The organism is Parapedobacter deserti, from assembly GCF_042646065.1.
Taxonomy (GTDB): domain Bacteria; phylum Bacteroidota; class Bacteroidia; order Sphingobacteriales; family Sphingobacteriaceae; genus Parapedobacter; species Parapedobacter deserti.
Window position 1 is genome coordinate 1 of record NZ_JBHRTA010000009.1, and the last position, 23,367, is coordinate 23,367.

16 protein-coding genes are annotated in these 23,367 nt (G+C 50.4%); all 16 read left to right on the plus strand.

The window, feature by feature from the left end:
- Positions 1-148 precede the first annotated feature (148 nt).
- The 16 genes from ACFOET_RS03510 (at position 149) to ACFOET_RS03585 (ending at position 23,367) form a co-directional block, all read left to right on the plus strand.
- The gene (locus ACFOET_RS03510) at positions 149-1,042 is read left to right on the plus strand and encodes a PorP/SprF family type IX secretion system membrane protein (protein WP_379019624.1); all 894 of its coding nucleotides are present in this window, start codon (positions 149-151) and stop codon (positions 1,040-1,042) included.
- A 110-nt stretch (positions 1,043-1,152) separates the two neighbouring features.
- Positions 1,153-1,773: a Crp/Fnr family transcriptional regulator gene (locus tag ACFOET_RS03515; RefSeq protein ID WP_379019626.1), complete on the plus strand. Its 621-nt coding sequence runs from the start codon at positions 1,153-1,155 to the stop codon at positions 1,771-1,773.
- 47 nt (positions 1,774-1,820) lie between these two features.
- Positions 1,821-2,048 carry a hypothetical protein gene (locus tag ACFOET_RS03520; protein WP_379019627.1) on the plus strand — a complete coding sequence of 76 codons (228 nt, stop codon included), beginning with the start codon at positions 1,821-1,823 and terminating at the stop codon, positions 2,046-2,048.
- On the plus strand, positions 2,045-2,494 hold the full coding sequence (locus ACFOET_RS03525; RefSeq protein ID WP_379019629.1) for a DMT family transporter: 450 nt from the start codon (positions 2,045-2,047) through the stop codon (positions 2,492-2,494). The genes ACFOET_RS03520 and ACFOET_RS03525 overlap by 4 nt, the downstream gene beginning before the upstream one ends.
- Before the next feature lie 6 nt (positions 2,495-2,500).
- Positions 2,501-3,253, plus strand: a complete 753-nt coding sequence (locus tag ACFOET_RS03530) for a GNAT family N-acetyltransferase (protein ID WP_379019631.1) — start codon at positions 2,501-2,503, stop codon at positions 3,251-3,253.
- A 104-nt stretch (positions 3,254-3,357) separates the two neighbouring features.
- On the plus strand, positions 3,358-3,930 hold the full coding sequence (locus tag ACFOET_RS03535) for an RNA polymerase sigma-70 factor (RefSeq protein ID WP_379019633.1): 573 nt from the start codon (positions 3,358-3,360) through the stop codon (positions 3,928-3,930).
- A 66-nt stretch (positions 3,931-3,996) separates the two neighbouring features.
- Positions 3,997-5,178 (plus strand): FecR domain-containing protein, encoded by a 1,182-nt coding sequence (locus ACFOET_RS03540; RefSeq protein ID WP_379019635.1) that lies wholly within the window; start codon positions 3,997-3,999, stop codon positions 5,176-5,178.
- A 182-nt stretch (positions 5,179-5,360) separates the two neighbouring features.
- Entirely contained in the window at positions 5,361-8,876 is a 3,516-nt protein-coding gene (locus ACFOET_RS03545) for a TonB-dependent receptor (protein ID WP_379019637.1), read from the plus strand.
- 12 nt (positions 8,877-8,888) lie between these two features.
- Positions 8,889-10,844, plus strand: a complete 1,956-nt coding sequence (locus ACFOET_RS03550; protein ID WP_379019639.1) for a RagB/SusD family nutrient uptake outer membrane protein — start codon at positions 8,889-8,891, stop codon at positions 10,842-10,844.
- 37 nt (positions 10,845-10,881) lie between these two features.
- On the plus strand, positions 10,882-12,126 hold the full coding sequence (locus ACFOET_RS03555) for a DUF5000 domain-containing lipoprotein (protein WP_379019641.1): 1,245 nt from the start codon (positions 10,882-10,884) through the stop codon (positions 12,124-12,126).
- A 26-nt stretch (positions 12,127-12,152) separates the two neighbouring features.
- Positions 12,153-12,911: a DUF4998 domain-containing protein gene (locus ACFOET_RS03560; RefSeq protein ID WP_379019643.1), complete on the plus strand. Its 759-nt coding sequence runs from the start codon at positions 12,153-12,155 to the stop codon at positions 12,909-12,911.
- A 1-nt stretch (position 12,912) separates the two neighbouring features.
- Positions 12,913-14,688: an FG-GAP-like repeat-containing protein gene (locus ACFOET_RS03565; RefSeq protein ID WP_379019645.1), complete on the plus strand. Its 1,776-nt coding sequence runs from the start codon at positions 12,913-12,915 to the stop codon at positions 14,686-14,688.
- A 35-nt stretch (positions 14,689-14,723) separates the two neighbouring features.
- Positions 14,724-16,307: a calcineurin-like phosphoesterase C-terminal domain-containing protein gene (locus ACFOET_RS03570; protein ID WP_379019647.1), complete on the plus strand. Its 1,584-nt coding sequence runs from the start codon at positions 14,724-14,726 to the stop codon at positions 16,305-16,307.
- 536 nt (positions 16,308-16,843) lie between these two features.
- Positions 16,844-17,869, plus strand: a complete 1,026-nt coding sequence (locus ACFOET_RS03575; protein ID WP_379019649.1) for a FecR family protein — start codon at positions 16,844-16,846, stop codon at positions 17,867-17,869.
- 274 nt (positions 17,870-18,143) lie between these two features.
- Positions 18,144-21,593, plus strand: a complete 3,450-nt coding sequence (locus tag ACFOET_RS03580; RefSeq protein ID WP_379019651.1) for a TonB-dependent receptor — start codon at positions 18,144-18,146, stop codon at positions 21,591-21,593.
- A 10-nt stretch (positions 21,594-21,603) separates the two neighbouring features.
- Positions 21,604-23,367, plus strand: coding sequence for a DUF4397 domain-containing protein (locus ACFOET_RS03585; RefSeq protein WP_379019653.1), 1,764 nt, complete (start codon positions 21,604-21,606; stop codon positions 23,365-23,367).

The window sequence follows — 23,367 nt, forward strand, 5'->3', positions numbered from 1 at the left end:
GGAAGGGTTTTACGCCTGTTGCTCCACGTCTGGATCCGGGGCGCTGTGCTTCCGTCTCCTAGGCCGTGTCTGCAACAGTCGTAAAACCGGGGGGTGGAAGATTGGGGGGCGGTGATTGATGAAAAGTATTAATGGAAACAGCAATAAAATGAAACGAAATCTGATTCTCTTGTTGGGGAGCATACTGGTAGGCACTGCCCTGTATGGCCAGCAGCCGCTTACCCATACGCAGCATGGACAGCTGCGCACGGTGGTCAACCCGGCGGCGAGCCTGATGCAGATGGGGGGCGAGGTTTCGGTGATCGGCCGGCGGCAGTGGGTGGGCATGGACGGAGCGCCCACGGTGTTCTGGGGCAGCGGCCACACGGGCTTCGAGCGCTTTGGGGCGACGGCGGGGCTGAACCTCCGCCACGAGGGCCTGGCGGTGGAGAAGCTGACGGAAGCCTCGGCGTTTTTTGCCAAGCGCGTGCGGATATCGGAGACGGAGTATGTGGGGGTGTCGCTGAATGCGGGGTTGAGCTACATGGACGGCCGTTTTTCGCAGCTGGACCCGATGGATCCGGCGTTCCGGGAGGATGTGCGGGAGACGGATGCGCTGATCGGCTTTGGTGTGGTGCTGTACCGCCCGGAGCGGTACTACGTGGGGCTGTCGCTTCCGCGCCTGATGCTGGGGAGCCTGGGTGTGGGCAGCGACAGCCGCTACCACTTCCGCAACCTGTACCACCTGACGGCGGGGGCGCTGTTCGGGCTGGGGTCGGATTTCCACCTCCGTCCGAGTGTACTGGTGACGTATTCGGAGAGCCTGCGTCCGCAGGCGGAGGCCTCGGCGCTGGTGTTCATCAAGCAGGTGTTCGGCATCGGTGCGAACATCCGGAGCTACGGTGAGGTGGCGGGGATGGCGCAGTTCAACTTCTCGGGCTTCGGGCTGGGTTACAGCTACCAGTTCAACCCGGGCAATGAGCCGCTGAACCGGCGGATCAGCAACACCACCCACGAAATCGGGCTGCGATACCGGTTTGATGGAGCGAAGGGATTATTATAGCGTGCTGCAGCTTCATCGGCTAACAGCCAGGTCGGCAATCGCAGGTCATCTGAACGAAGGCGGCATGATAATAGCGTTGCATGCCCTGAATTGTGAATCGACAATTAAAAATGATGGAAGAAAGGCAGACAGTGTTAGCACGGCTCAGATCGTTTATTAATAACTACTACCACCTTTCGGATAAAGCTTTTCAGCAGCTTGCGGATCTCGCGAGGATACAGGAATTGGTGAAAAATGAAATCGTCCTGCCTATAGGGCAGGTGTCGAAGCACGTTTACTACATTCACAAAGGAGCGCTGATCGCTTTTTTTACCGATGAATCCGGCAATACATACAACAAGAATATTTTCCTTGAAAACCGTCTCGCTGGTTCCACCGTCTCGGCGCTGCTTAAAGAACCCTCTGGATTTACGTTGCAGGCTATCGAGGACACCACACTGCTGGTTTTCGACTACGAACGGTATAAAGAATTGATTTATGCCAATGACGAACTTAAAAACTTCTACATCGCTTACCTGGAAAAAAACTGGGTAATCGAAAAGGAACAAAGAGAAATCTCCATCGTGATGGAAACTGCGGCCGTTCGTTATCAAAAACTGTTAAACGAATATCCGGGCATCGACACACGGATTCCGCTGCAGCATATTGCATCCAACCTGGGCATTACGCCTACCCAATTGAGCCGTATCCGCAAAGCATTGAAAAAAAAATACCCCAATCAACATATGTAAAGAAACAAGCGGGCCGAAGCGTTTACTTTTGCCATAACGAAAAGAACATGGCACAACCGCAACGACTACAACCAATTTCACATGCCGAGGGGGAGGTGAAACTAAACGGTCTGGTTTCGGCTGATAGGGAAAGCAACCTCCCGGGAGTTTTGATTTTACCCGCTTGGTTCGGAATTGACGAAGAGGCTAAAGAAGCAGCAGACTACCATGAAAAAATGGCCAGTCGCGCCTGGTCGCACACGTTGATGTTCCTGAAGGAGGTGTTGTCAAGATGAACCAGTACCTAATAACTGCAATTGCGCTGTTTGGCGGAATTTGCTTAGCGGTGCAGGCAGCATTTTCATCACAGCTGGGAGTCCTGTTGAAGAGGCCGATTCTTGCTTCCATAGCTACCTATTCCAGCGGTGCACTGGTCGCTATCGTATTTGTAATGTTGTTCGCCAGAGAGGCGGTCAGTTTACACGCAGCAAAACAGGTTCCTTGGTATTTGTGGTTTATAGGAGGCCTCTTTAGTGTCGTTGGAATCACCTTGTACTATTTTGCTATCCCCAGAATAGGTATGGGCAAGATGATGGCTTTTGGGCTATGCGGTCAGCTTCTTTTTTCGGTTATTGCCGGACATTTTGGTTGGTTGGGTTTACCAGTGGAGCCAATGACCATCAAGCGGATGATCGGTGTCGTGGCGATGTCCCTTGGAATATTTTTCGTCGTCTCAAATTAGCGAATCATGATACTGAACGGAAACATACACAACCTCACGTCGCTATGGCGGACGGTGGGCATTTCGGCGGGGCGCTACTCGGAATTTGAGTACTTCTGTTGCAGCCGAGTTCCTGGCGCACAGTGGCCCAATAGGATCTGGTTAAAAACCACAGTCAGCGAGGATGTTTTAAATGAAATAAGAAGCTTTGCCCATCAATCTGAACAGCCGTTTACCATCAGTTACTGGAGTGATTTTAACGATAAGGAGCTCCTGCTGTTTGAACAACATGGTTTTCAAACAACAGTTGTACAAACCGGTATGTCACTTGATGTAAAAAGCAGAATTGAAGAGCATAACCGGGTTCGGCTAAAGAGAATTTCCACGATAGATGAAGCGCAAATTTGGGAGGTTCTGTATCCCCAAAGCTTTGGTTATGTCATCGCTGCCGAAACGGTTATCCAAACTAAAGATCAAGTCCGTTATTATTTGATATATCTCGACCGTGAGCCTATAGGCACTGCCATAACCTTTGAAACGGGGAATACGGTAGGTATTCATGGCATGGGGATCATTCCCGCATACCGGAAACAGGGATTTGCGGAAGAAGTAATGATAAAGCTAATGAACCAGGCATTTGACGAGGGCAAGACACGCATCACGTTGCAGGCGTCTGCGATGGGAAAGGGCGTCTATGAAAAGATTGGTTTCTCGGCCGATTTTTTAATGACGGGTTATACCTCGTTACGCCTGGACGGATTCAGCAACCGCGTGCAATAGCGTTCGGTATTATCCAATCTCCATTTCTTTAATATAAGTTAACGCCTGGATAACATTACCCAGCTACCTTTAGCGCCGGATTAACCAGAGCAGCTCCAAGGCGTATGGACACCAGCGATAAAGCATCAACAATATACGAACCCAAGGAACAGTTGCTATCTCAACAGTTTTTGTTCGAAGCATACTACGTTCGATTGTGCGATTTTGCCCGTCGTTTTCTAGGAGATGTAGATATCGTTGAGGATGTGGTGCAAGATGTTTTCGTAGCCTATCTCGAGCGACATACAACGATTTCGAGTCGGCCGGAATCGATCAAGAGCTTCCTGTATCAATCCGTCAAAAATGCCTGTCTGAACAGACTTAGACATGAAAAGGTCACCGAGCGATATGAAGCAACCTCGCAATCGGAGGTATTTGAAGAATACCACGCCCTTTCGGCGATGATTCATGCCGAAGTGGTCGGCGAAATACATCAAGCATTGCGCCAACTGCCTGAGGGATGCCGGATGGTGATCCGCTTAGGGTTTTTCGAAGGGTTGAACAATCCGCAGATTGCCCATGAACTCAATGTAAGCATCAATACGGTAAAAAGTCAAAAGCAGCGTGCGCTGTCCTTATTACGGACCCACCTCAGACCACAGGCCATAAGCTTGTTGCTTCCTGTCTTACTTTCTTAAAAAAGTTTTCCTGTCGTTCCACCCACTTTTCCTATGTCCGTGTCTTAAGATAAAGCGGAATATACTATGGACGAAAAAGGGGCGCTTGACTTTTCCCAATCTCTGTTAAGATACCTGAAGCTGGAACTTACTCCTGATGAAGAGCGTGCTTTTTTGCAGTCCGTTGCTTCCGATCCGGCCAAACAACGATTACTTGACTATTACCGGAACGCGAGTGCTTTGCAGAAAGACTTTGCTTATCTCGACCGACTGAATGTACCGGAAGCTTGGCAAAAGGTTCGCACACGTACAGCGCTGCGTCACTCGGAGCCTAACCGTACGCAAAGGAGATTACACAAGTGGAAATGGCTTCAATATGCAGCGGTATTGGTTGTCACAGTAGCGGTGTCGTTTTGGTGGTTTAGCAGTCTGCAGGATAGCCGAGTCATAGCAGACAACCAATATGGTTTCAAAAACGATGTACTACCAGGGGATGACCGGGCAACACTTGTGCTATCCGATGGCAAGACCGTATCGCTGGACCAATCCGAACGGTCTATCAAAGAGGGAAAACACGCCGTTTCCCAAACGAAAAACGGAATGCTTAGCTACTGGCAACAAAGCGGTGTTGACCCTTCGCGCTTCAATGAAATTAGGGTTCCTTACGCTGGGCAATATAAAGTGACGTTGGGCGACGGCACCGTCGTGTGGGTCAATTCTGGCTCAGCATTAAAATTTCCAGTTCAGTTTAGTGGCAACGAGCGGCGCGTCTTCTTGGATGGCGAGGCCTTTTTTGACGTAGCAAAAGATCCCAATCGTCCTTTTTATGTCGAGGCTGAAGGAAAAACCATCGAAGTGGTTGGTACCCGGTTCAACGTTTCTGCATACTCCGAAGAGGTGCAGGCTACTTTGGTGGAAGGGGCTGTCAAGATTATGGACACACATTCGTTCCGTTTACTCACCCCTGGTCAGCAGGCTGTATGCAAGCCAACGGGTATCGATGTGCTCCCGGCCGACGTGGAGCGGGTCGCCGCTTGGAAAGACGGATATTTCGTCTTCGACGGCAATCATATAGAAACCATCATGGAACAGATCGCACGTTGGTATCAGGTACAAGTGCATTTCCAAGGCAAAATACAGCAGGACATTTACAGTGGAAGTGTACCGCGCAACTCTACATTAGGCGGTGTATTGCGCATGCTCGCTGATGTAAGCGACCTGCAATTCGAGATTGATGGAAGGAATGTCATCGTATCAAATAACCACTAGAAAATAAATTACGTTTATTTAACTAACTAACAGCATGGGATAGGAAAAGCACAAACAACTCCAAAGGTCAGCCCAAAAAGCGCCGGAAGTGAGCCACCACTTCCGGCATTACAGAAGGGCCATCAACAAAGAATCAGTAAAATTCAATGGTATTGTAATCACCCTTTATTTGCGACGAAAGTATGAAATATTTGACACAAGTCAAAAACTTGGAACAGGCAAGTTTTGGACTTGCCTCTACCAGTAACATCCAATATCCGCTAATTATTAGGATCATGAAACTGGTTATGTTTTTAACCCTGGCGCTAGCATTCGGCGCCCATGCCACGAGCAAGGCACAACTGGTAACACTCGTTGTCGAAAAAGCAGATATTAAAGACGTTTTCGATGAGCTTCAGAAGCAGACCAACTATCGGTTCTTGTATAATGAACGCATTTTCGAGCAGATGAATCCCGTTTCTTTGCACGTAAAAAACGAAAGCCTCAGCAAGGTCTTGGACCGGTTGTTCCAAGGCAAGGATATCGCTTACCGAATGCGGACAGACGTGATCACCATCCGGTCGACTCGCCGCCCCAGGTATTACAACAGCTTGACCAAGCAAGACCTGACTATCATTGGTACCGTCACTGATTCGGTTGGTCCTATGACCGGTGTTTCGGTATTCGTCAAAGGCAAGCAGTCTGTCGGCACAACGACTGACCTGAACGGCAAGTATGTACTGGAAGTGCCCCCAGAAGAGGTCGTGTTGGTGTTTAGCATGGTGGGGTTCGAAACTGTGGAAATACCAGTGGGCGGCAAAAAAGTGATTGACGTGTTGATGAATGTAGACGAAAGCGGCTTGGAGGAAGTCGTGGTAGTCGGATACGGTACTCAAAAAAAGGAGTCAGTGATCGGCTCCATCACCACCATCAAACCTTCGGAGCTCAAGATACCTTCCAGCAACCTGACCACGGCACTTGCCGGAAAAATTGCCGGTATCATCGCCTACCAGCGAAGTGGGGAGCCGGGCGCGGATGATGCCCAATTTTTTATCCGCGGGGCTACCACATTTGGCTACCGGCAGTCGCCTTTGATCCTGATTGATGGGATGGAATATACTACCACCGACCTTGCGAGGCTGCAACCGGACGATATCAAGGAGTTCTCCATACTGAAGGATGCTACGGCCAGTGCGGTCTATGGGGCCCGGGGCGCCAACGGGGTGATCTTAGTGACCACTAAGGGCGGCATGGAAGGCAAACCTCGGATTAGTTTCCGAGTGGAAAATTCAGTGTCCGCACCCACGCGCCAAGTAGAGCTGGCCGATCCGATCACCTATATGCGGCTGAGCAATGAGGCTGTATTGACTCGGGATCCGCTAGGGGAAATCATCTACCCCCAAAGCCAAATTGATAACACGATCGCTGGAACCAATGCCGCAGCATTTCCTCAGGTAGATTGGCAGCAGGAACTTTTCAAGGACTACACGTTGAACCAACGATACAACTTCAATCTAAGTGGCGGCGGGCAGGCGATGACTTACTATGTAGCCGGTACTTTTAATCGGGATAACGGTATCCTTAAGGTGGACGACCGGAATAACTTCAATTCCAATGTCAACCTCAATTCGTATAACCTGCGGGCAAATGTCAACATCAACGTGTCGAAGTCTACGAAAGTGGGCGTACGCCTCAACGGAAATTTCGACGACTATAGCGGTCCGCTCTCCGGTGGGACAGACGTTTTTAAAATGGTAATGCGGGCTCCCCAGACACGCTTTTTACCCTACTATCCGGAACTTCCGGGGGAATTAAGCCTAAACCACATCAAGTTTGGCAATACATTGGCAGGAAATGCGGTAAACCCCTACGCCGAAATGGTAAAGGGCTATAAAAATTACAGCCGCTCCCTGATGGTAGCTCAGGTGGAGCTCAGTCAGGACCTGCACTTCATTACCAATGGGCTGACATTCAGTGGGATGATGAATACCAATCGACGGGCCTATGCGGAAGTGGGCCGGCAGTATACGCCGTTTTTGTATACCATGAATTATTACGACAAGCTGACCGATACCTACCAGCTAATGCCGCTTAACGACGGCCCGGCCTCATCAGGTGGTGGTACGGATTGGTTGGATTTTGTACGCGGTAATGAAACCGTGAATGCGGTATTCCATTTACAGACGGCGTTGAACTACAGCCGTTCGTTTGCTGATAAGCACAACGTATCGGCCATGGGTATTGTCGTGATGCGGTCTGAAACTGAAAGCAATGCTGCGACGCTGCAAGAATCATTGCCATATCGCAATCTGGGTGTTTCCGGCCGGACCACCTACAACTTCGATAGCCGGTATTTCTTTGAGTTCAACTTCGGCTACAACGGATCGGAGCGATTTTCTGCCGACAACCGCTATGGCTTTTTTCCGTCGGCGGGGGTGGCCTGGGCCATCTCCAACGAACACTTCTTCGAACCGCTGTCATCGGTGGTCAATAAATTACGGGTGCGGGGAAACATCGGGCTGGTGGGCAACGATGCCATTGGCAGCGCCAATGACCGCTTTTTTTACCTTTCTGAGGTCAATATGAACGAAGGGGGCTATGGATACCAGTTCGGAACCACCGGAGGCTACGGCGGCGCGGGCTACAGCATCAACCGCTACGCCAATCCAAACATTACTTGGGAGACTTCCCGCAACACTACGCTGGGGCTGGAGCTGGGGCTATGGGGTAAGCTGAACCTGATCGCCGAATACTTCATGGATCACCGGTACAATATCCTGATGAACCGAGCTTCCATACCGGGCACCATGGGCTTGCAGGCTACCCAGAAGGCCAATGTCGGCGAAGCCAGGTCTCGTTCTACCGACATCCAGATGGATTACACCAGCAATTTCGGTCCGGATTTTTACCTTTCCTTCCGCGGCAATTTTACGTTTTCGCAAAATCGCTATGAAGCCTATGAGGAGCCGGCATATGCCGAGCCCTGGCTGTACCGCAAAGGCCACTCGACCTCTCAGCGCTGGGGGTATGTTGCGGAGCGCCTGTTTGTGGATGACTATGAGGTGGCTAGTTCGCCCGTGCAGAATTTCGGTAATTTTGTCACCCGTGGCGGCGACATCAAGTACCGCGACATCAATGGCGATGGCTTGATCAATACCCTGGACCAAGTGCCTATCGGCTTCCCTACCATACCCGAAATTGTATACGGCTTCGGCTTTTCCACGCGGTATAAATCAGTCGACTTCTCTGCATTTTTCCAAGGCTCGGCGCGCTCGTCGTTCTGGATTGATGTCAACGCCACCTCGCCATTCATCAACTACCGTTCGCAGGCAGAGATCGACGCAGGTTTTTTGGCCGGTAAACAGCTGCAGAACCAATTGCTTAAGGTGTACGCAGATAGCTATTGGTCGGAGGCAAACCGAAACCTATATGCCGTGTGGCCGCGTTTATCTTCGGTATATAACGGGAACAGCAATCAGCAAAGCACATGGTTCATGCGGGATGGGGCATTCCTGCGGCTGAAAAGTGTGGAATTGGGATATACGTTTCCCAAGGTGCTTACTGAGCGTATCGGTGTGCAGCACCTGCGGGTCTATGGGTCTGCGACCAATCTGTTTACGATTACCGGATTCAAGTATTGGGATGTCGAAATGGCCGGAAACGGCTTGGGATACCCGATTCAACGCGTTATGAACGTCGGTTTACAGTTAGATTTCTAATCATTATTTATCATGAAAGTAATTCGAATAAGTAAGATCATCCTGCTGACAGCACTGTTAAACGCTTGCCAAGATTATCTCGATATCATACCGGACAATGTACCCACCATAGACTACGCCTTTCACCTGCGCTCATCGGCCGAGCGTTACCTCTTCACCTGCTACTCGTACTTACCCGCAAATGGTCACGCCAGTACCAATCCGGGCTTCAACGCAGCTGATGAAGTATGGTATATGTATCCGGTTAACTGGGTGGACGAAACGGTATTGAATGTAGCCAAGGGTCTGCAGAATGTACAAAACCCCTTGGTTAATTACTGGAACGGGGGAAATCAGGGGAAACCTTATTTCCAAGCCATCCGCGATTGCAATACCTTTCTGGAAAATATAGAGAAAGTGGTGGATTTGGAAGAATACGAGCGAGAACGATGGATCGCTGAGGTGAAATTTTTGAAAGCCTATTATCATTTCTTCCTCGTGCAGATGTATGGCCCGATTCCGCTGATGAAGGCTAACTTGCCGTTGGAGGCCTCCTCGGAGGAGGTGAAGGTCTATCGCGAGCCGCTGGATGTGTGTTTTGATTATATTGTACAACTACTGGATGAGGCCATTGCCAATGAAAATTTGCCCGACAACATCACGGGCCTTGAAAATACGGAGCTGGGCCGGATTACACGCGGCATTGCAATGGCTATTAAGGCCAAGGTGCTCGTCACCGCTGCCAGCCCACTGTTCAATGGTGGTAACCCCGGGTTCTTCACGCTGACCGACAACCAGGGCCGGGAATTGTTCACTACGACGGCCGATCCGCAAAAATGGGTGAGGGCGGTCGAAGCGTGCCGGGAAGCGGTCGAATTCTGCGAGGGGCAAGGCTTTGGCCTGCATCAATTCGGTGGCAGTTTTTCGTATACGATCAACGACACGATCCAAACGCAATTGGACATCCGAACCGCCTTCACCGAACGCGAAAACAATAAGGAACTGATCTGGGCATTCACGAATAGCCGCCTGACCGAAATCCAACGGTACTGCTCACCTCCGATTATCGCGGGGGATCGGGGAGGAGATGGAGTAGCGCCAAAAGGATCGATTGCTCCTACACTGAAAATGGTGAGGCAATATTATACTGATAAAGGGTTGCCCATCGCGTATGACAAGGGTTGGACAGGCGCTTCCGATGAGGAGCTGGTGACCGCCGACGAGGCTGACCGGTATTACGTAAAAAAAGGACAGACGACAGTAAGGCTCCATTACGACCGGGAACCCCGGTTTTATGCCACCGTGGGATTCGACCGCGGAATCTGGTTTGGCAATGCGACCAACAACTACGACGTGACCTTAGAAGATGATGGGAATAGCGGTCTTTTGTATATCCAAGGCAGGTCAGGCGAGCTTGCCGCACGGCAGGGCGTCGGGGGCTTTTCTATTACTAGTTATCAGTTGAAGAAACTGGTCGACATCCGGACAGTGCAGACCCCTCAGATACCGGCCACCAATATTTATGCCTATAGTTGGCCGGAGTTCCGGATGGCCGATCTGTACCTGCTTTACGCCGAGGCACTCAACGAAGCAGGTGGGTACAGTGCGGAGGTGTCGAAGTGGATCAATAAGGTTCGGGCGCGTGCGGGTATACCCGCTTTGGAAGATTCGTGGGACAACTATTCTACCCAGCCGGGATATTATCAGGATCAAAACAATATGCGGGAAATCATACGTAGGGAGCGTACCATTGAGCTGGCATTCGAAGGAAAACGGTATTGGGATCTGAAACGATGGATGACTGCACATATGAACGGTAACCTGAATGCACCGGTATACGGGTGGGATATTGACCAGAAAGATCCCCAGTCATTCTACCGGCCGGTGTTGCTGTTCACCCAGCGCTTTGCGATGCGCGATTATTTTTCGCCCATCAAGTTATCCGAATTACAAATCAATACCAACTTGGTACAAAACCCGGGGTGGTAATATTTGGGAAATGAAAATGAAAAAAGGAAATAGGATTATGGAACGCATATATAATACGTTGGTGCTTATTCTTACTTTCGGGCTGAGTACCTTGTCCTGCTCGGAAGAAAAGTTTGGACCTATATTAGGTGGTGGCGGAACCCCCGGCCCGGTACGGGAGGTCCGCGTAGAGAACTTGGCGGGTGGGGCTAAAATTTCCTACGCCCTACCGAACGACGAAAACCTGCTGTACGTTAAAGCCGTGTATTCGTTGAAAGGTGTGGAAGTCGAATCTAAGGCTTCATACCTGACGAATCACCTGATATTGGAGGGCTTCGGCGACGAAAATGAGCGGGAAGTCGCCCTATACGCGGTAAGCCGCTCCGAAAAGGAGTCGTCACCGACAACCGTCACGATTAAACCGTTGCCAGCCCCGGTGTTTTCAGTACTCCAGTCACTGGATGTGCAGGAAACGTTTGGCGGCATTGTGGTAAACTTCGAGAATCCATCTGCGGCGAGCGGCAGCGTGAATAGCAACGTTGTCATCGGAACACTCCGCTGGGATGAGGAATTGAAGGAATGGGAATCGATTGATACCTACTATAGCGGGTTGACGAAAGACCAGTTTGCTGTACGGGGATTGGAGTCTGTACCGATTAGATTTGGAATTTTCGTCAAAGACCGATGGGATAACCATACCGATACGCTGGAGACCGAACTGACGCCCATCTATGAGGAGGAAATTGCCAAGGACCGTTGGCGTGATGTACGCGGGCTATACCCTGTGCCGCAAGTAGGAGCGCTCCCGGTATCCGGTAATCCGATGGTAGAAGCTGTCGATTATTCCGGAGCGTATCCGATTGTCAGGATGTGGGATGGAAATGTGGGCAATTTTTTCCACACTAAAGCGGGGTTTGAGCTGCCAATATGGGTGCCGTTCGATTTGGGAGAATCGATTAAGCTGAGCCGATACAAAATCTGGCAGCGTTCGGTAGCTGGTGGGTATTTCTCCCACGGTAACCCCCATGAATGGGAAATTTGGGGAACGAATACGCCGGAAGATCCCAATAGCTGGGTGATGATTGCCCACGAGATCATGGTCAAACCATCGGGCTTGCCCGTCGGTCAGAATTCGGCAGACGACCGGGCTGTTGCTGCGGCAGGCCAGGAATATGACTTTGCCTTAGATGCCCCGCCGGTGCGCTACTTGGCCTGGAAACAGATCGACAATTGGGCATCCATCCAAGGCGAATTCGGATTCATGCACGTCAATGAATTATCGCTGTGGGGGCAACGAAATTAATAACCTATCACTCAATAGCAACAAATATGAACAATATAAAAGCTTCATTACTTATGCTGCTGGCGATTATCCTATTGATCGCCAACCAAGCATGCGAAAAGATGGAAGACACTTACGCGCAATACCTTGAGGGGGGTGAAATCATCTATCCAGGTAAAGCCGATTCGCTGCAGGCGTTTCCTGGGAACAAACGCATCGCGCTGAAGTGGCTTATCGTGTCTGACCCGAAGGTAGTCAAGGCGGTGGTCTATTGGAATAACAGGGCCGATTCCGTAGAAGTGCCCATCCAAAAGACTGCCGAAGTAGATACCATTTCGGTCGTGTTGCCCAATATGGAGGAGGGGCTGTATACCTTTGATGTTTATACATATGACAACCAAGGCCACCGTTCCATCGGCTCCCAGGTTATCGGGGAGGTCTATGGAGACACTTTTCAGCAGACGATTAGCAACCGGCTAATCAGGTCGGTTGAGTGGTTTGATCTTCCCCAGGAAGGCGAGATTCCGGCATTTATGGGAGCGCAGATCAACTGGTACGGCGTCAACATGCAGGCAGTATTCATGGATATCCGCTACACGCAGGAAAACGGCAGCGTCACAACCATCCGCGAAGAACCTGTCCGGATCAGCGGCCGCCCCCCACTATTCCGGGAAACGACCCGTCTACCGAATGGCAAGAAAAATTCTGCCATTATGTATCGAACAGCGTTCATGCCGGATACACTGGCTATCGATACTTTCTACACGGAATACAGTACATATACGCCCATTTCAACACAAGAATAACATGACGAATCAATTTTTAATAGCGCTGGTTAGCGTGATGTGCTTCCTTTCCCTCGGCTTATCGCTGCCTTGGTCTTCCGATAATGAAGGCGAAGAGACTTTTTCCATCGCGATACTACCGGATACCCAATTTTATACGTCCGAAGTAAAGGGGGGAAAAAAGGAAATGTTTTTCGCACAAACTGATTGGATTAGGAAAAATCAAGAATTGGAGAACATCCAGTACGTGATACACCTGGGTGATATTGTGAATTACGGCGAAGAAGATTCGCTGGCCTGGACGTATGCTGCGCAGGCGATGTATGCACTGGAGGAGCCGCTACCGAGAATGCCGCATGGTATACCCTACGGCATGACCGTAGGTAACCACGACCAGTCATACCCTGGGCAGCGCGCGATTAGGAGCGAAACGGCTTATTACAACCGCTATTTCGGTATCGATCATTTCTCGGGTAAACCTTGGTATGGTGGGCATTACCGAAACGACAACGACAACCACTACGATTTGTTCTCGGCGGGTGGGATGGATTTCGTGGTGGTGTACATCGAGTATGATATGCTGGACGATGATCAGGAAAATATGAATAATTGGGCTGCGGAAGTACTGGAAAAGCATGCTGACCGGAAAGCCATTGTGGTGACTCACGCCGTCGTCGGCAATAACCGGACGAAGGGAACGAACGAAAAGGGATTTGCTGAATTTTCCAAGCAGGGCGCGCGGCTATACGACCGGTTGAAACGATTGCCAAATCTCTTTTTGATGCTTGGCGGCCATGTAGGCCAAAATGGCGAGGGATACCGACAGGAGTGCTATTTGGGTAAAACCGTCAAGATCATGCTGTCGGATTACCAGGGGCGCGAAGGCGGGGGGAATGGCCTGATGCGGCTGCTCACGTTCTCCCTGAAAAATGACCGGATGGCCGTGCGGACCTTTTCGCCGTACACGGGCGAGGTGGAGGAGGATGATGACAGCCAATTCACCCGGCCCTTGTTTGTGAACACGAACGCCAACCGGCAGTTCGACTTCGATAACGACGGGTATTCAGAGATCATGAGTTTTAAGGACGGAGTGTGGACGGATCAAGATGGACAAACCATGTTGGGACAAACAGGAGATATTCCCGTTCCGGCGGATTATAACGGTGATGGACAAACAGATCGTGCGGTATTCAGACCTGCTACTGGCGTATTCATTATTGACGGAAAAGATAGCATAAAGTGGGGACAAAAAGGCGATATTCCGGTGCCGGGCGACTACGACGGTGATGGATATGCCGATGTAGCGGTGTTTCGGCCCGCCAATGGTACATGGTACATTCAAGGACAGGAGCCCATTAAATTTGGGGGGCCGAAATCATTGCCGATACTAGGCGACTTTGACGGCGATGGGAAGACGGATATTGCTCTTTTCAATCCACAGCGGAATATGTTGCAGATACACATGCATGGAAATCAGCCCTTTGAAGGGTATGAGCCAAATGAGCTGATTCCCGTTCCCGCGGATTATGACGGGGATGGCCGGACGGATTTTGCGGCTTTCCGGCCATCAACCGGTGAATGGATTTTTGAGGGTGTGAGCCGGAGGACGCTCCAACTGGGAAAACCCGGCGACATCCCTGTACCGGGGAGCTATCGGGCGAAGGGTAGCGCACAGCCGGCCGTTTACCGGAATGGAAAGATCATACTTGAAAACGAGGAGATGGCCAGCGGGATTGCGCAGCCGAATGACGAGATTGTGAATCTGCCCACGGCTGTACGGCGCCATGCCATGCAGTAATGAATAGATCATACCAAAAATAGTTAATTGTATATATGAAGCGTTATTTTTTATCGATCGGTTTATCCATGCTGCTCTGCTCTTCCTTACAGGCACAGGATAAAGTGACGGGTTATGTGTTCGGGGACGCGAACAATAACGGTATCCGCGACCGGAAAGAGCAAGGGTTGGCCGGTATTGCTGTGAGCAACGGCAGAGAAGTGGTAAAGACTGACCAGAAGGGACGATACGAGCTGTCGATTGGCCATGATGACATCATCTTCGTCATCAAACCTTCCGGGTACCGCGTGCCGCTCAACGTGCATAACCAACCTCAATTTTACTACATCCACAAGCCGATGGGTTCACCCACTAACTTGGAATACCCAGGCGTTAAGCCCACTGGCGAGCTACCGAAGTCCGTGGATTTCGCCTTAGTTCCCCAACGAGAGGACAGCACCTTTAAGATGTTGGTGCTCGGCGATCCGCAAGTCCTGGACCAACGTGAACTTGGTTTTTTTGAAAAAGGGATCGTTTCGGAAATCGCCGGCACAGATGACGCAGCAATGGGTATCACGTTGGGGGATATTGTCCAGAACGACTTGGGAATGCATCAGGATTATATCCGGTTGATGGGTAAGGTGGGGATTCCCTGGTATAATGTGATCGGTAATCATGACCTGAACAAGGATGCTTCTGTTGATTCCCTCCATGACGAAACGTTTAAAGCAAATTTCGGCCCGGCCACTTACTCATTTAACTATGGGCAGGCTCATTTCATCGTGATGGACAACAACCTCTATCCCGATCCGCGCGGGCGCAAGGGGTTGTGGGCCGGCTACAGTGAAAAACAGCTCGCCTTCGTCGAAAACGACCTGAAGCACGTCGGTAAAGACCAGTTGATCGTGTTGGTCAATCATATCCAGATGAATATCGTCAATGAAAACTCCTTCCGCAAGCCGGACCGTCAACGGCTGTTTGAACTGTTCCGCGGTTATTCAAACGTCTTGGCCCTTTCGGCACATACCCATCAGCATCAACAGTTTTTCTATGGGAAGGAAGATGGCTGGCCCAACGAGACGCCTTTGCATGAGTTTAATGTTGGGGCTACTTGCGGCAACTGGTATTCGGGTATCATCAACGAACATGGCGTAGCTGATGCGACGATGAGCGATGGTACGCCGCGGGGCTATGTCTATTTGGCTATTTCGGGTAATCAGTACAAAGCGAACTTTAAGGTAGCGGGGAAACCAGCGGACTACCAGATCGGCTTGTTTCACCGAAAGGTACTCGGCACCATCTGGTGGGAGGGCCGGGGCCGGATATATGCCAATTTCTTCATGGGACACAAAGGGAGTAACGTGGAGTATCGGATAGGTGATGAGGAATGGAGGCCTATGCGGCACATCGTCCAGCCGGATCCAGCTTACGTTGCCGAATTGTATCGCTGGGATACTGCTAACACGCTTTTCCGCGGTCGGCGGCCAACGGAGCCGGCCGATTGCTCTCACCTGTGGTGGGCCCCGCTTCCCAACGACCGTGGCTTGGGTCTTCATCGCATCCAAGTGCGGGCGACGGACGACTATGGACAGGTATTCGTGCAGGAGAGTACTTATGAAATAAGGGCAGCAGAAGGATAATTGCATTAGTTGTCTATCGTATATTGTCGTCCAGCAAAGGTGCTGCGGACGTCGAATACGACCTGTCGTACCACGGGTCAGCTGGTGTGCGCAGCCGGCAAAGCGGGTCAAGCAGCGCATACTTGTGCAGGTCAAGTTATAATATAAGGGGAAAAGCATTAGCGCCTTCGGATGCCGTGATGGGCCACCGCCGTCCTGAACAATTTAGCAGGGATCCGGATTCCATGACCGCAAGCGCCGCAATCCAGTTGCTTCTGATTCCAATTTCTCTAACCGGCTTGTTTTGGCCTACCTAAATGACGCTCGTCTCTCCGGCACCCCAGCGCTGTTTTACGTTTCGATATTCGGGGTCATCCAGTTGCAGGGTATGGCGTTGCTCTAATTTTTCGGCGGCTACAGGTGTGGTGTAAAAAAGAAAAAAAAATGTCAGCCCGATAGTAGTGATGATAGAAATCAGTGTTTAACCTGTTGAAGCGAGAAGTTAACAGAATCTTCATCTTCAGTTAAAAGGAGAATAAACCAGGCGCGATCGGTAAATGAAACAACGGGTAGGCAAAAAATTATTGAGAAGGTTTTTGGCAGGAGCATGCACAGCTGATGAAGCGGCGAAGGTGAATCATTATCTTCAGCAGCCAGCAGGGCGCGAACGGTTGATGGCTTTACTGGACGAACAATGGGATGCTGTGGCCGACCACGAACTACCCGAAAATGTCCGTGAGATTTGGCGTAACGAACTGTGGAGTAGGCTAAAAGCCGATGAAGGACAACAGCCCGAAACTAGCCAAATAAAAAAACTTACCCGTGGCGGATTTTTCCGATATGCTGCTATGTGGGCATTGCTTTTGTTGGTCGGTGCAAGCGCTTACCTATTGGTTTGGGCGCCGAAAAGCCATCAGCCGATAGCTGGGATGCCCGAAATTGAAAAAGAAAATCCCCATGGCCGCCGCTCAGTATTCGACCTCGACGACGGGACCAAAGTATACCTTGGGGCGGGCAGCACAGTGCGGTTTCCCAAGGTATTTGCAGGCGGCCGGAGGGAAATCGAATTGGAAGGGGAAGCTTTTTTTGAGGTGTCCAAAGACGCTGAGAAACCTTTCATTATCCATACCGGTGAAATCCGAACAGAAGTGTTGGGCACTTCTTTTATGGTGAAGGCGTTTGGCGAAGGGGAGGTGGCTGTGGCCGTAGCTACCGGCAAAGTGCGCGTTGATCGGTTTATCAACGGGAAACGAGTGCAGCAATTGGGGGTACTCACCGCTGGCCAGAAAGTGGTGTATAATGACGCTAAGCAGTTCGTAGAAACTCTGGAAATCCCCGTGGCAAACCTGACGCAATGGAAGGCAGGAAAAATGGTGTTCAACGGCACGCCTTTTGGCGACATGCTGGACGAAATGGGCCGCAACTACAACATAAGCTTCATCCTTGAAAAGGAGCAGTTGAAGCAGATCCCTATAACGCTTACCTTAGATACGCATACGCCCTTCGAAGAACTATTGAATAGCCTAAGCGTATATATCGGATTTTCCTATGACATTCATGGAAAACGAATAATAATTAAGTAAACCTGGAGAAACACATGAAAAGAAACGCAGTAAGCATGGCACAGACACCTACATAGATAGCGCGGTAAAATGCAGCGATCCCAAACCATGTTCGGGATCGCTATATAATCCTAGACAATCCGGTTGATTTTCGACGTCTTGCCGGATTGTGAAACCCATAATTGACCCCGGGGACACCCCCGGAACTCATTTACGATTGTTCAAAAATATGCAAAAAGGATTACAAACAAGTCCTCGTGCACGAAATATTCTGAAAGAATATATTGTTTTTCTGATGAGATGCTCGGTAATAGCGCTGATTGTTGAAATAACCTTAATTGGCTTGCTTGCAGCTCATGAAGGGCGCAGTCAGGATCTTGACCAGAAAATACACCTGAGCCTTGAAAACGCAGATATTAAGGAAAGCTTGCTGGCCATTGAGAAAGTCGGGAATGTCCGCTTTATCATCCGCGACGACCTTTTTACGGATAGCCGCAGGCAGGTGAGCCTAAAAGCCAAGGATATTACCATTCGCCAAGCGATTTCGGAAGTGCTAGCCAATACGCCCTTTATTTTTCAGGAACTGGATGGATTCGTTGCCATAATCAACCGTAATCAACAACGGGTGATCCAGGGACGCATTGTTGACGCCGAAAGGCGCACAGCTGTTATAGGCGTATCTGTGCAGGTGAAAGGAATGGCGTCAAATACCGCTATTTCCAACACTTCTGGAAACTTCAGTATTCCGGTTCCTGCCGAAACGGCTACGCTGGTGTTCTCTTCACTGGGATACCAAACCAAAGAAGTGCGTGTTTCGGTTGCCGACGGGTTTGTTAATGTGCAGCTAACGCCTGTGCAGATCGAACTGGACGAAGTGACTGTCGCAGCCAGCAAACGTGTGAACACAGAGATCGCCCTTCTGGAAGAACGCCGCAAGGCAGCCATCATTCAGGATGGCATTTCAGCACAGCAGATCGACCGCACGGCAAGTATCACCACGACGCAAGCGCTGCAGCGGGTTACGGGCGTCACCGTGACCGATGAAAAATACGTGGCGGTCCGCGGCTTGGGTGAGCGCAGCGTCATTGGTCAACTCAACGGCGTCCGGCTCGCCTCATCCGATCCGGACCGAGCTACCATTCCGCTTGATCTGGTGCCGGCATCTCTGTTAGATAATATTGTCGTTTATAAAACAGTTACGCCGGATAAGCCGGCCGATGCCGCAGCAGGAATCATAGAACTCAAAACCAAGTCGATTCCCGATTCGATGACCCTGGAATTCATTGTAGAAACCGGCACCAACACCACCATCGGTTTTGGCGGACGGGTGAACAGTTTTCACAATAACGACATGGGGTTTTGGGGTGACCGCATAAACGGCAAAAACCTTCGTCCGGATTTTCTCGCGCTGGCTGACCAATACCCTAACGGGCTGGGTTCCATTCAACAAATGATAGCCAATGCACAGTACAGTCCGGATGCTTGGGCGGAAACTGAGCGCATCAATGGCATCATGCGACACTTCGACCCGGTGATGACCACCCGTTATAAAGGTGCAAAACCTAATCAGCTCTATTCGCTCACTTTTGGTAACCAGTACAATGTGTTTAAAAAGCATAAAATAGGCGTCATTTTCGGTGGCAATTATTATAAGCGTATGACGGATATTCACCAAGGTGAACTCACACAGTACAGCATCTATCAGGGGGTGGTGACGGGCAATGACCATATCTTCAGCTGGCGGAACATTCCTAATTACATTACCCCCAACCGGTTATATATGGGGCGCTACCAATCTTATCAGGAAAATACGGGCGTGGAGACCCTCAACTACGGTGTGCTCGGCGGCCTGACTTACCGGTTCAGCCCTCGGCATGAGATAGGATTCCAGTATCTGGGAAGCCGGGGTGGCGAAAATATGGCGACTAACATGTTTGGTGGTTATATGTATACAGGGCTGCCCGGGGAAGTGAATAGCGACATCTATTCACTCAAGCAAAGCTATCGAACCTTAAATACCTATAATGTTCAGGGCGAGCACCAGTTTGGCAAGGGAGAATATGCTCCGCGGTTGAGCTACAATGCGGCCACGTCTTCGTCTAGCCAGAACGATCCGGATTACCGGTTTGTGTCGCTGGCGACGTATCTGCCAAATGAACCAGTACTTATTAGTAATTTGTTTGATAATCCGTTGCCGTTATATCCCTCCGGCGCGCCAAACTTCACGACGGACAGGTTGTATGCCCTGACCTCGGGCTATGTCAATGGCTATGGCGTGTATGGTCGGCTTCAAGCGGAACCGAATGGCAGGAGATGGCGTTTCCTGAAGGAAATCAATTATAACTACAAGGCCGACATGAGTTTCCCTTTTCCATTTTTGGGCATTAAGCAGGAGTTCAAGGTAGGGTTTAACTATTTGTATCGCGACCGTAGTTTTTCCGAAAACCTGCTTATGTTGCCCGGCTCCAATTACAGCGAAGGGAGAAACCGGCCCATTTACCGGGTCTTCGGCGACCTTGATCGCCTTGTCGGCCCCGAAGTAGTCGGCGTGCTTGCTCCTACACCCGCGCAGCGTGAAGGCGCGGCGCCGATAGGTGGCTTCTTATACAACAGCCAGAAATCGCCCAATAACTACACCGGCTTCTACGAGACCAATGCCTATTACGGAATGCTGGACCTACGCCTCACTGACAACTTCCGCCTGGCGGGCGGGGTGCGTTTCGAACGTACAGATATTCGTTCAGCGGTAGACACCGCCGGAATTTTTCTCGACCCGGCACTCACCGTCCCCAACGAAGACGGGGCACGGGTACCGCTTATCTTCATTGAGCCCAACTCAGTTTACACGGCCAACTACAAACCTTACTATTCCGTAAATGCAACGTACATGCTTAACGAAAAGATGAATTTGCGGGGGGCGTTTAACACCACACTGGCGCGGCCGGAATTGCGTGAAATTACGAATGTATTTGAGTTTGATGCTTTCCAAATGGGACTGGTAATAGGCAACCCAAATCTGGTGAATCAGCATACCAAAAATCTCGATTTCCGCTGGGAATGGTTTCCCCATCCGGGGGAGGTACTCGCCTTTTCAGCATTCGGCAAAGAGATCCACAACCAACTGGTACGCGTGTTCGACCTCCGTACCGAAGGGTTGAAAGCCACCTCCCAGGAATACCCCACCATCCAATATCAAAACGACGCCAACATTGGTTATGTATGGGGTGTAGAACTTGAAGTGGTGAAAAACCTTGGTACCGTGTGGGCGCCGCTAAGTGATTTTTTCATTGGTACCAACCTCATGCTTGCCCAGAGCCAGATTAAAAAGTCTTGGGATCGCTACCAGGCTAACATGTCGCTGGATCGTAACACGCCGGAGAACAGCCCCCTGTTCGAGCAACCTCCCTACTCGTTCAATGGCTGGTTCAATTACGCCAATATGCGCTGGGGCACTGACCTCACGGCTACGTTTAACATCGTGGGGGAGCGCCTCGTGCAAATCAACCTTACCGGCGAGCCGGATTTATATAGCCGCCCCGTGCCGATGCTCGATTTTGTATTCAGCCAACGGATTACAAAGCGGATTTTGTTAAAAGGTTTTGCTAAAAACGTCTTAAACCCGGCCATTAAAACGGTGTACTCCAGCTATGGTACGGCCGGGACTTGGTACGGCAACGAATACATCAACCGCAGCTATAAACGCGGTAGTGAGATCATGCTGGGATTGTCCTATAATATATTTTGAGACACTGGACATGAAATATCAAACATCAAACATGCGACAACAGGTAGTAGACATCAGCCTTTCGGCCTTCCGCACTTTGGGTGCACTTCCGACTTTTTGGTCCTTGATGCTTATCCCATTATCTGTAATTCTTTTTACACGCTGCGCCAAGGAGAAGCTTGACCACCTCGTGGAGAGCCCCAACCCCTTCGACCAAGGCGAGCTTTCCTCCATACGGATCATCAATGCTGCAGAGTACTTTAACGTCATTGCCAACGGGGATACGCTCACCAGTTATGCGGGTTTTTTCACAGCTACGTCACCTTCCGTTCCGTTCGGCGGGCCTTGGTATAGTACATCTACGGGCACCAAGCACTTTCCCTATCATGGATACCTGGGCCGGGAATGGCGTATTCCTCAGCGGCTTTTTCGCGAGAATGGGCGGTTGGATTTGTTTTTTGAGTCAATTATGGGCTATCCAAATGACCTAAGTAATCCGTTAAACTTTAGGCTCGGCCTCACCATTCAACAAACGGATGCCCGGCCGGTGGATTTCTACATCGGTCCCCACCCGGTGGAAGGCGACTATTTGGTTGTCGATCGAGACGAGACTCCGCCTTCCAGACCAGATTATTTCAAGATCCGGGTGGTCAATATGGCTTCTGATTTTCTTACCCGCCCCACCTTCTATGAGCCTTTGACACTTACTTATGCCGATGGAACCCCAGTACACCCCGGCACCACCGGCATTGACGCCAACCAGCGCGTGACCGACTTTGTGGAATTGCCCTATGGTACCTATCAATTTCGAGTGCTGAGCTATACTGGCTTTCAACTGCCAGGTACAGATGGGCGACCGGAACACATGATCGTCGATCCGGCTACCCTTGCCATTTCTGCAAGAGAATCCTATACTCAGCCCGCAGTAAACCTCCATCACGTATATGCACCCATCCATAGTTATCAGCCTGGAGGGGTTTATACCATTCATGTTTATCCGGCCAAGTTTCAATTTTATACGATTGGTATTCCTGAAGCGAGTAACTTTTTAGAAAATGCCTTCCGTATTGTTCAGGACAATGTCCCGACAGCAAATTTATCATATGGACGGATACAAGGGTTCAGTGCGCTGCCCGAAAACGGGCTGAGCTTGCGCATTGCCTCTGGCAAAGGTATCGTTGATATTTCGTACGGAAAGCCATCAGACTATACTACACTACCGGTGGGTGAAACGGGTATTGAGCTACTCAACGCTGCAGGAAGCGTACTGGCCACCATCAGCCATGTCGTCGAAGCTAACCAACACTATACCGTTTATGCCTATCCTAACGATGCAGGCGAACCGCAGCTGACGATGGTCGCCAATGATTTAAGTGGTAATAATGAAATGATGCCTTTTCGGGCGCGCTTTATCAACCTAAGCCCGGACTTTCCCTATGCCACCTTTACCCGAAATGACGGGGAAGCCCTGGGAGATGAGCGTGTGGTGTCTAACCTGCGCCCGGGAGTTGCGTCATTGAAAGACCCCTATATTACAAGCAATGTGTACGAGGCCCCCTACGAAATATTGGCCTACCGTTCGGCGCCTGGACAGGTGCCCGGCGCCTGGGCAGACGATGTCCCAGTATTGTACAGCCGCGACTTCATCTCCAGGAAAGAATTGTACGCCCGTTTCGACGGCAATTTGCCGACATACGAGCCGGGTTACTATACGGTAGCCCTTATTGGCCGAACCGGTGACCACGTACCCGAAGAACAAAAAGCTAAAATGGTTATCATTAAGCACAATCGGTAA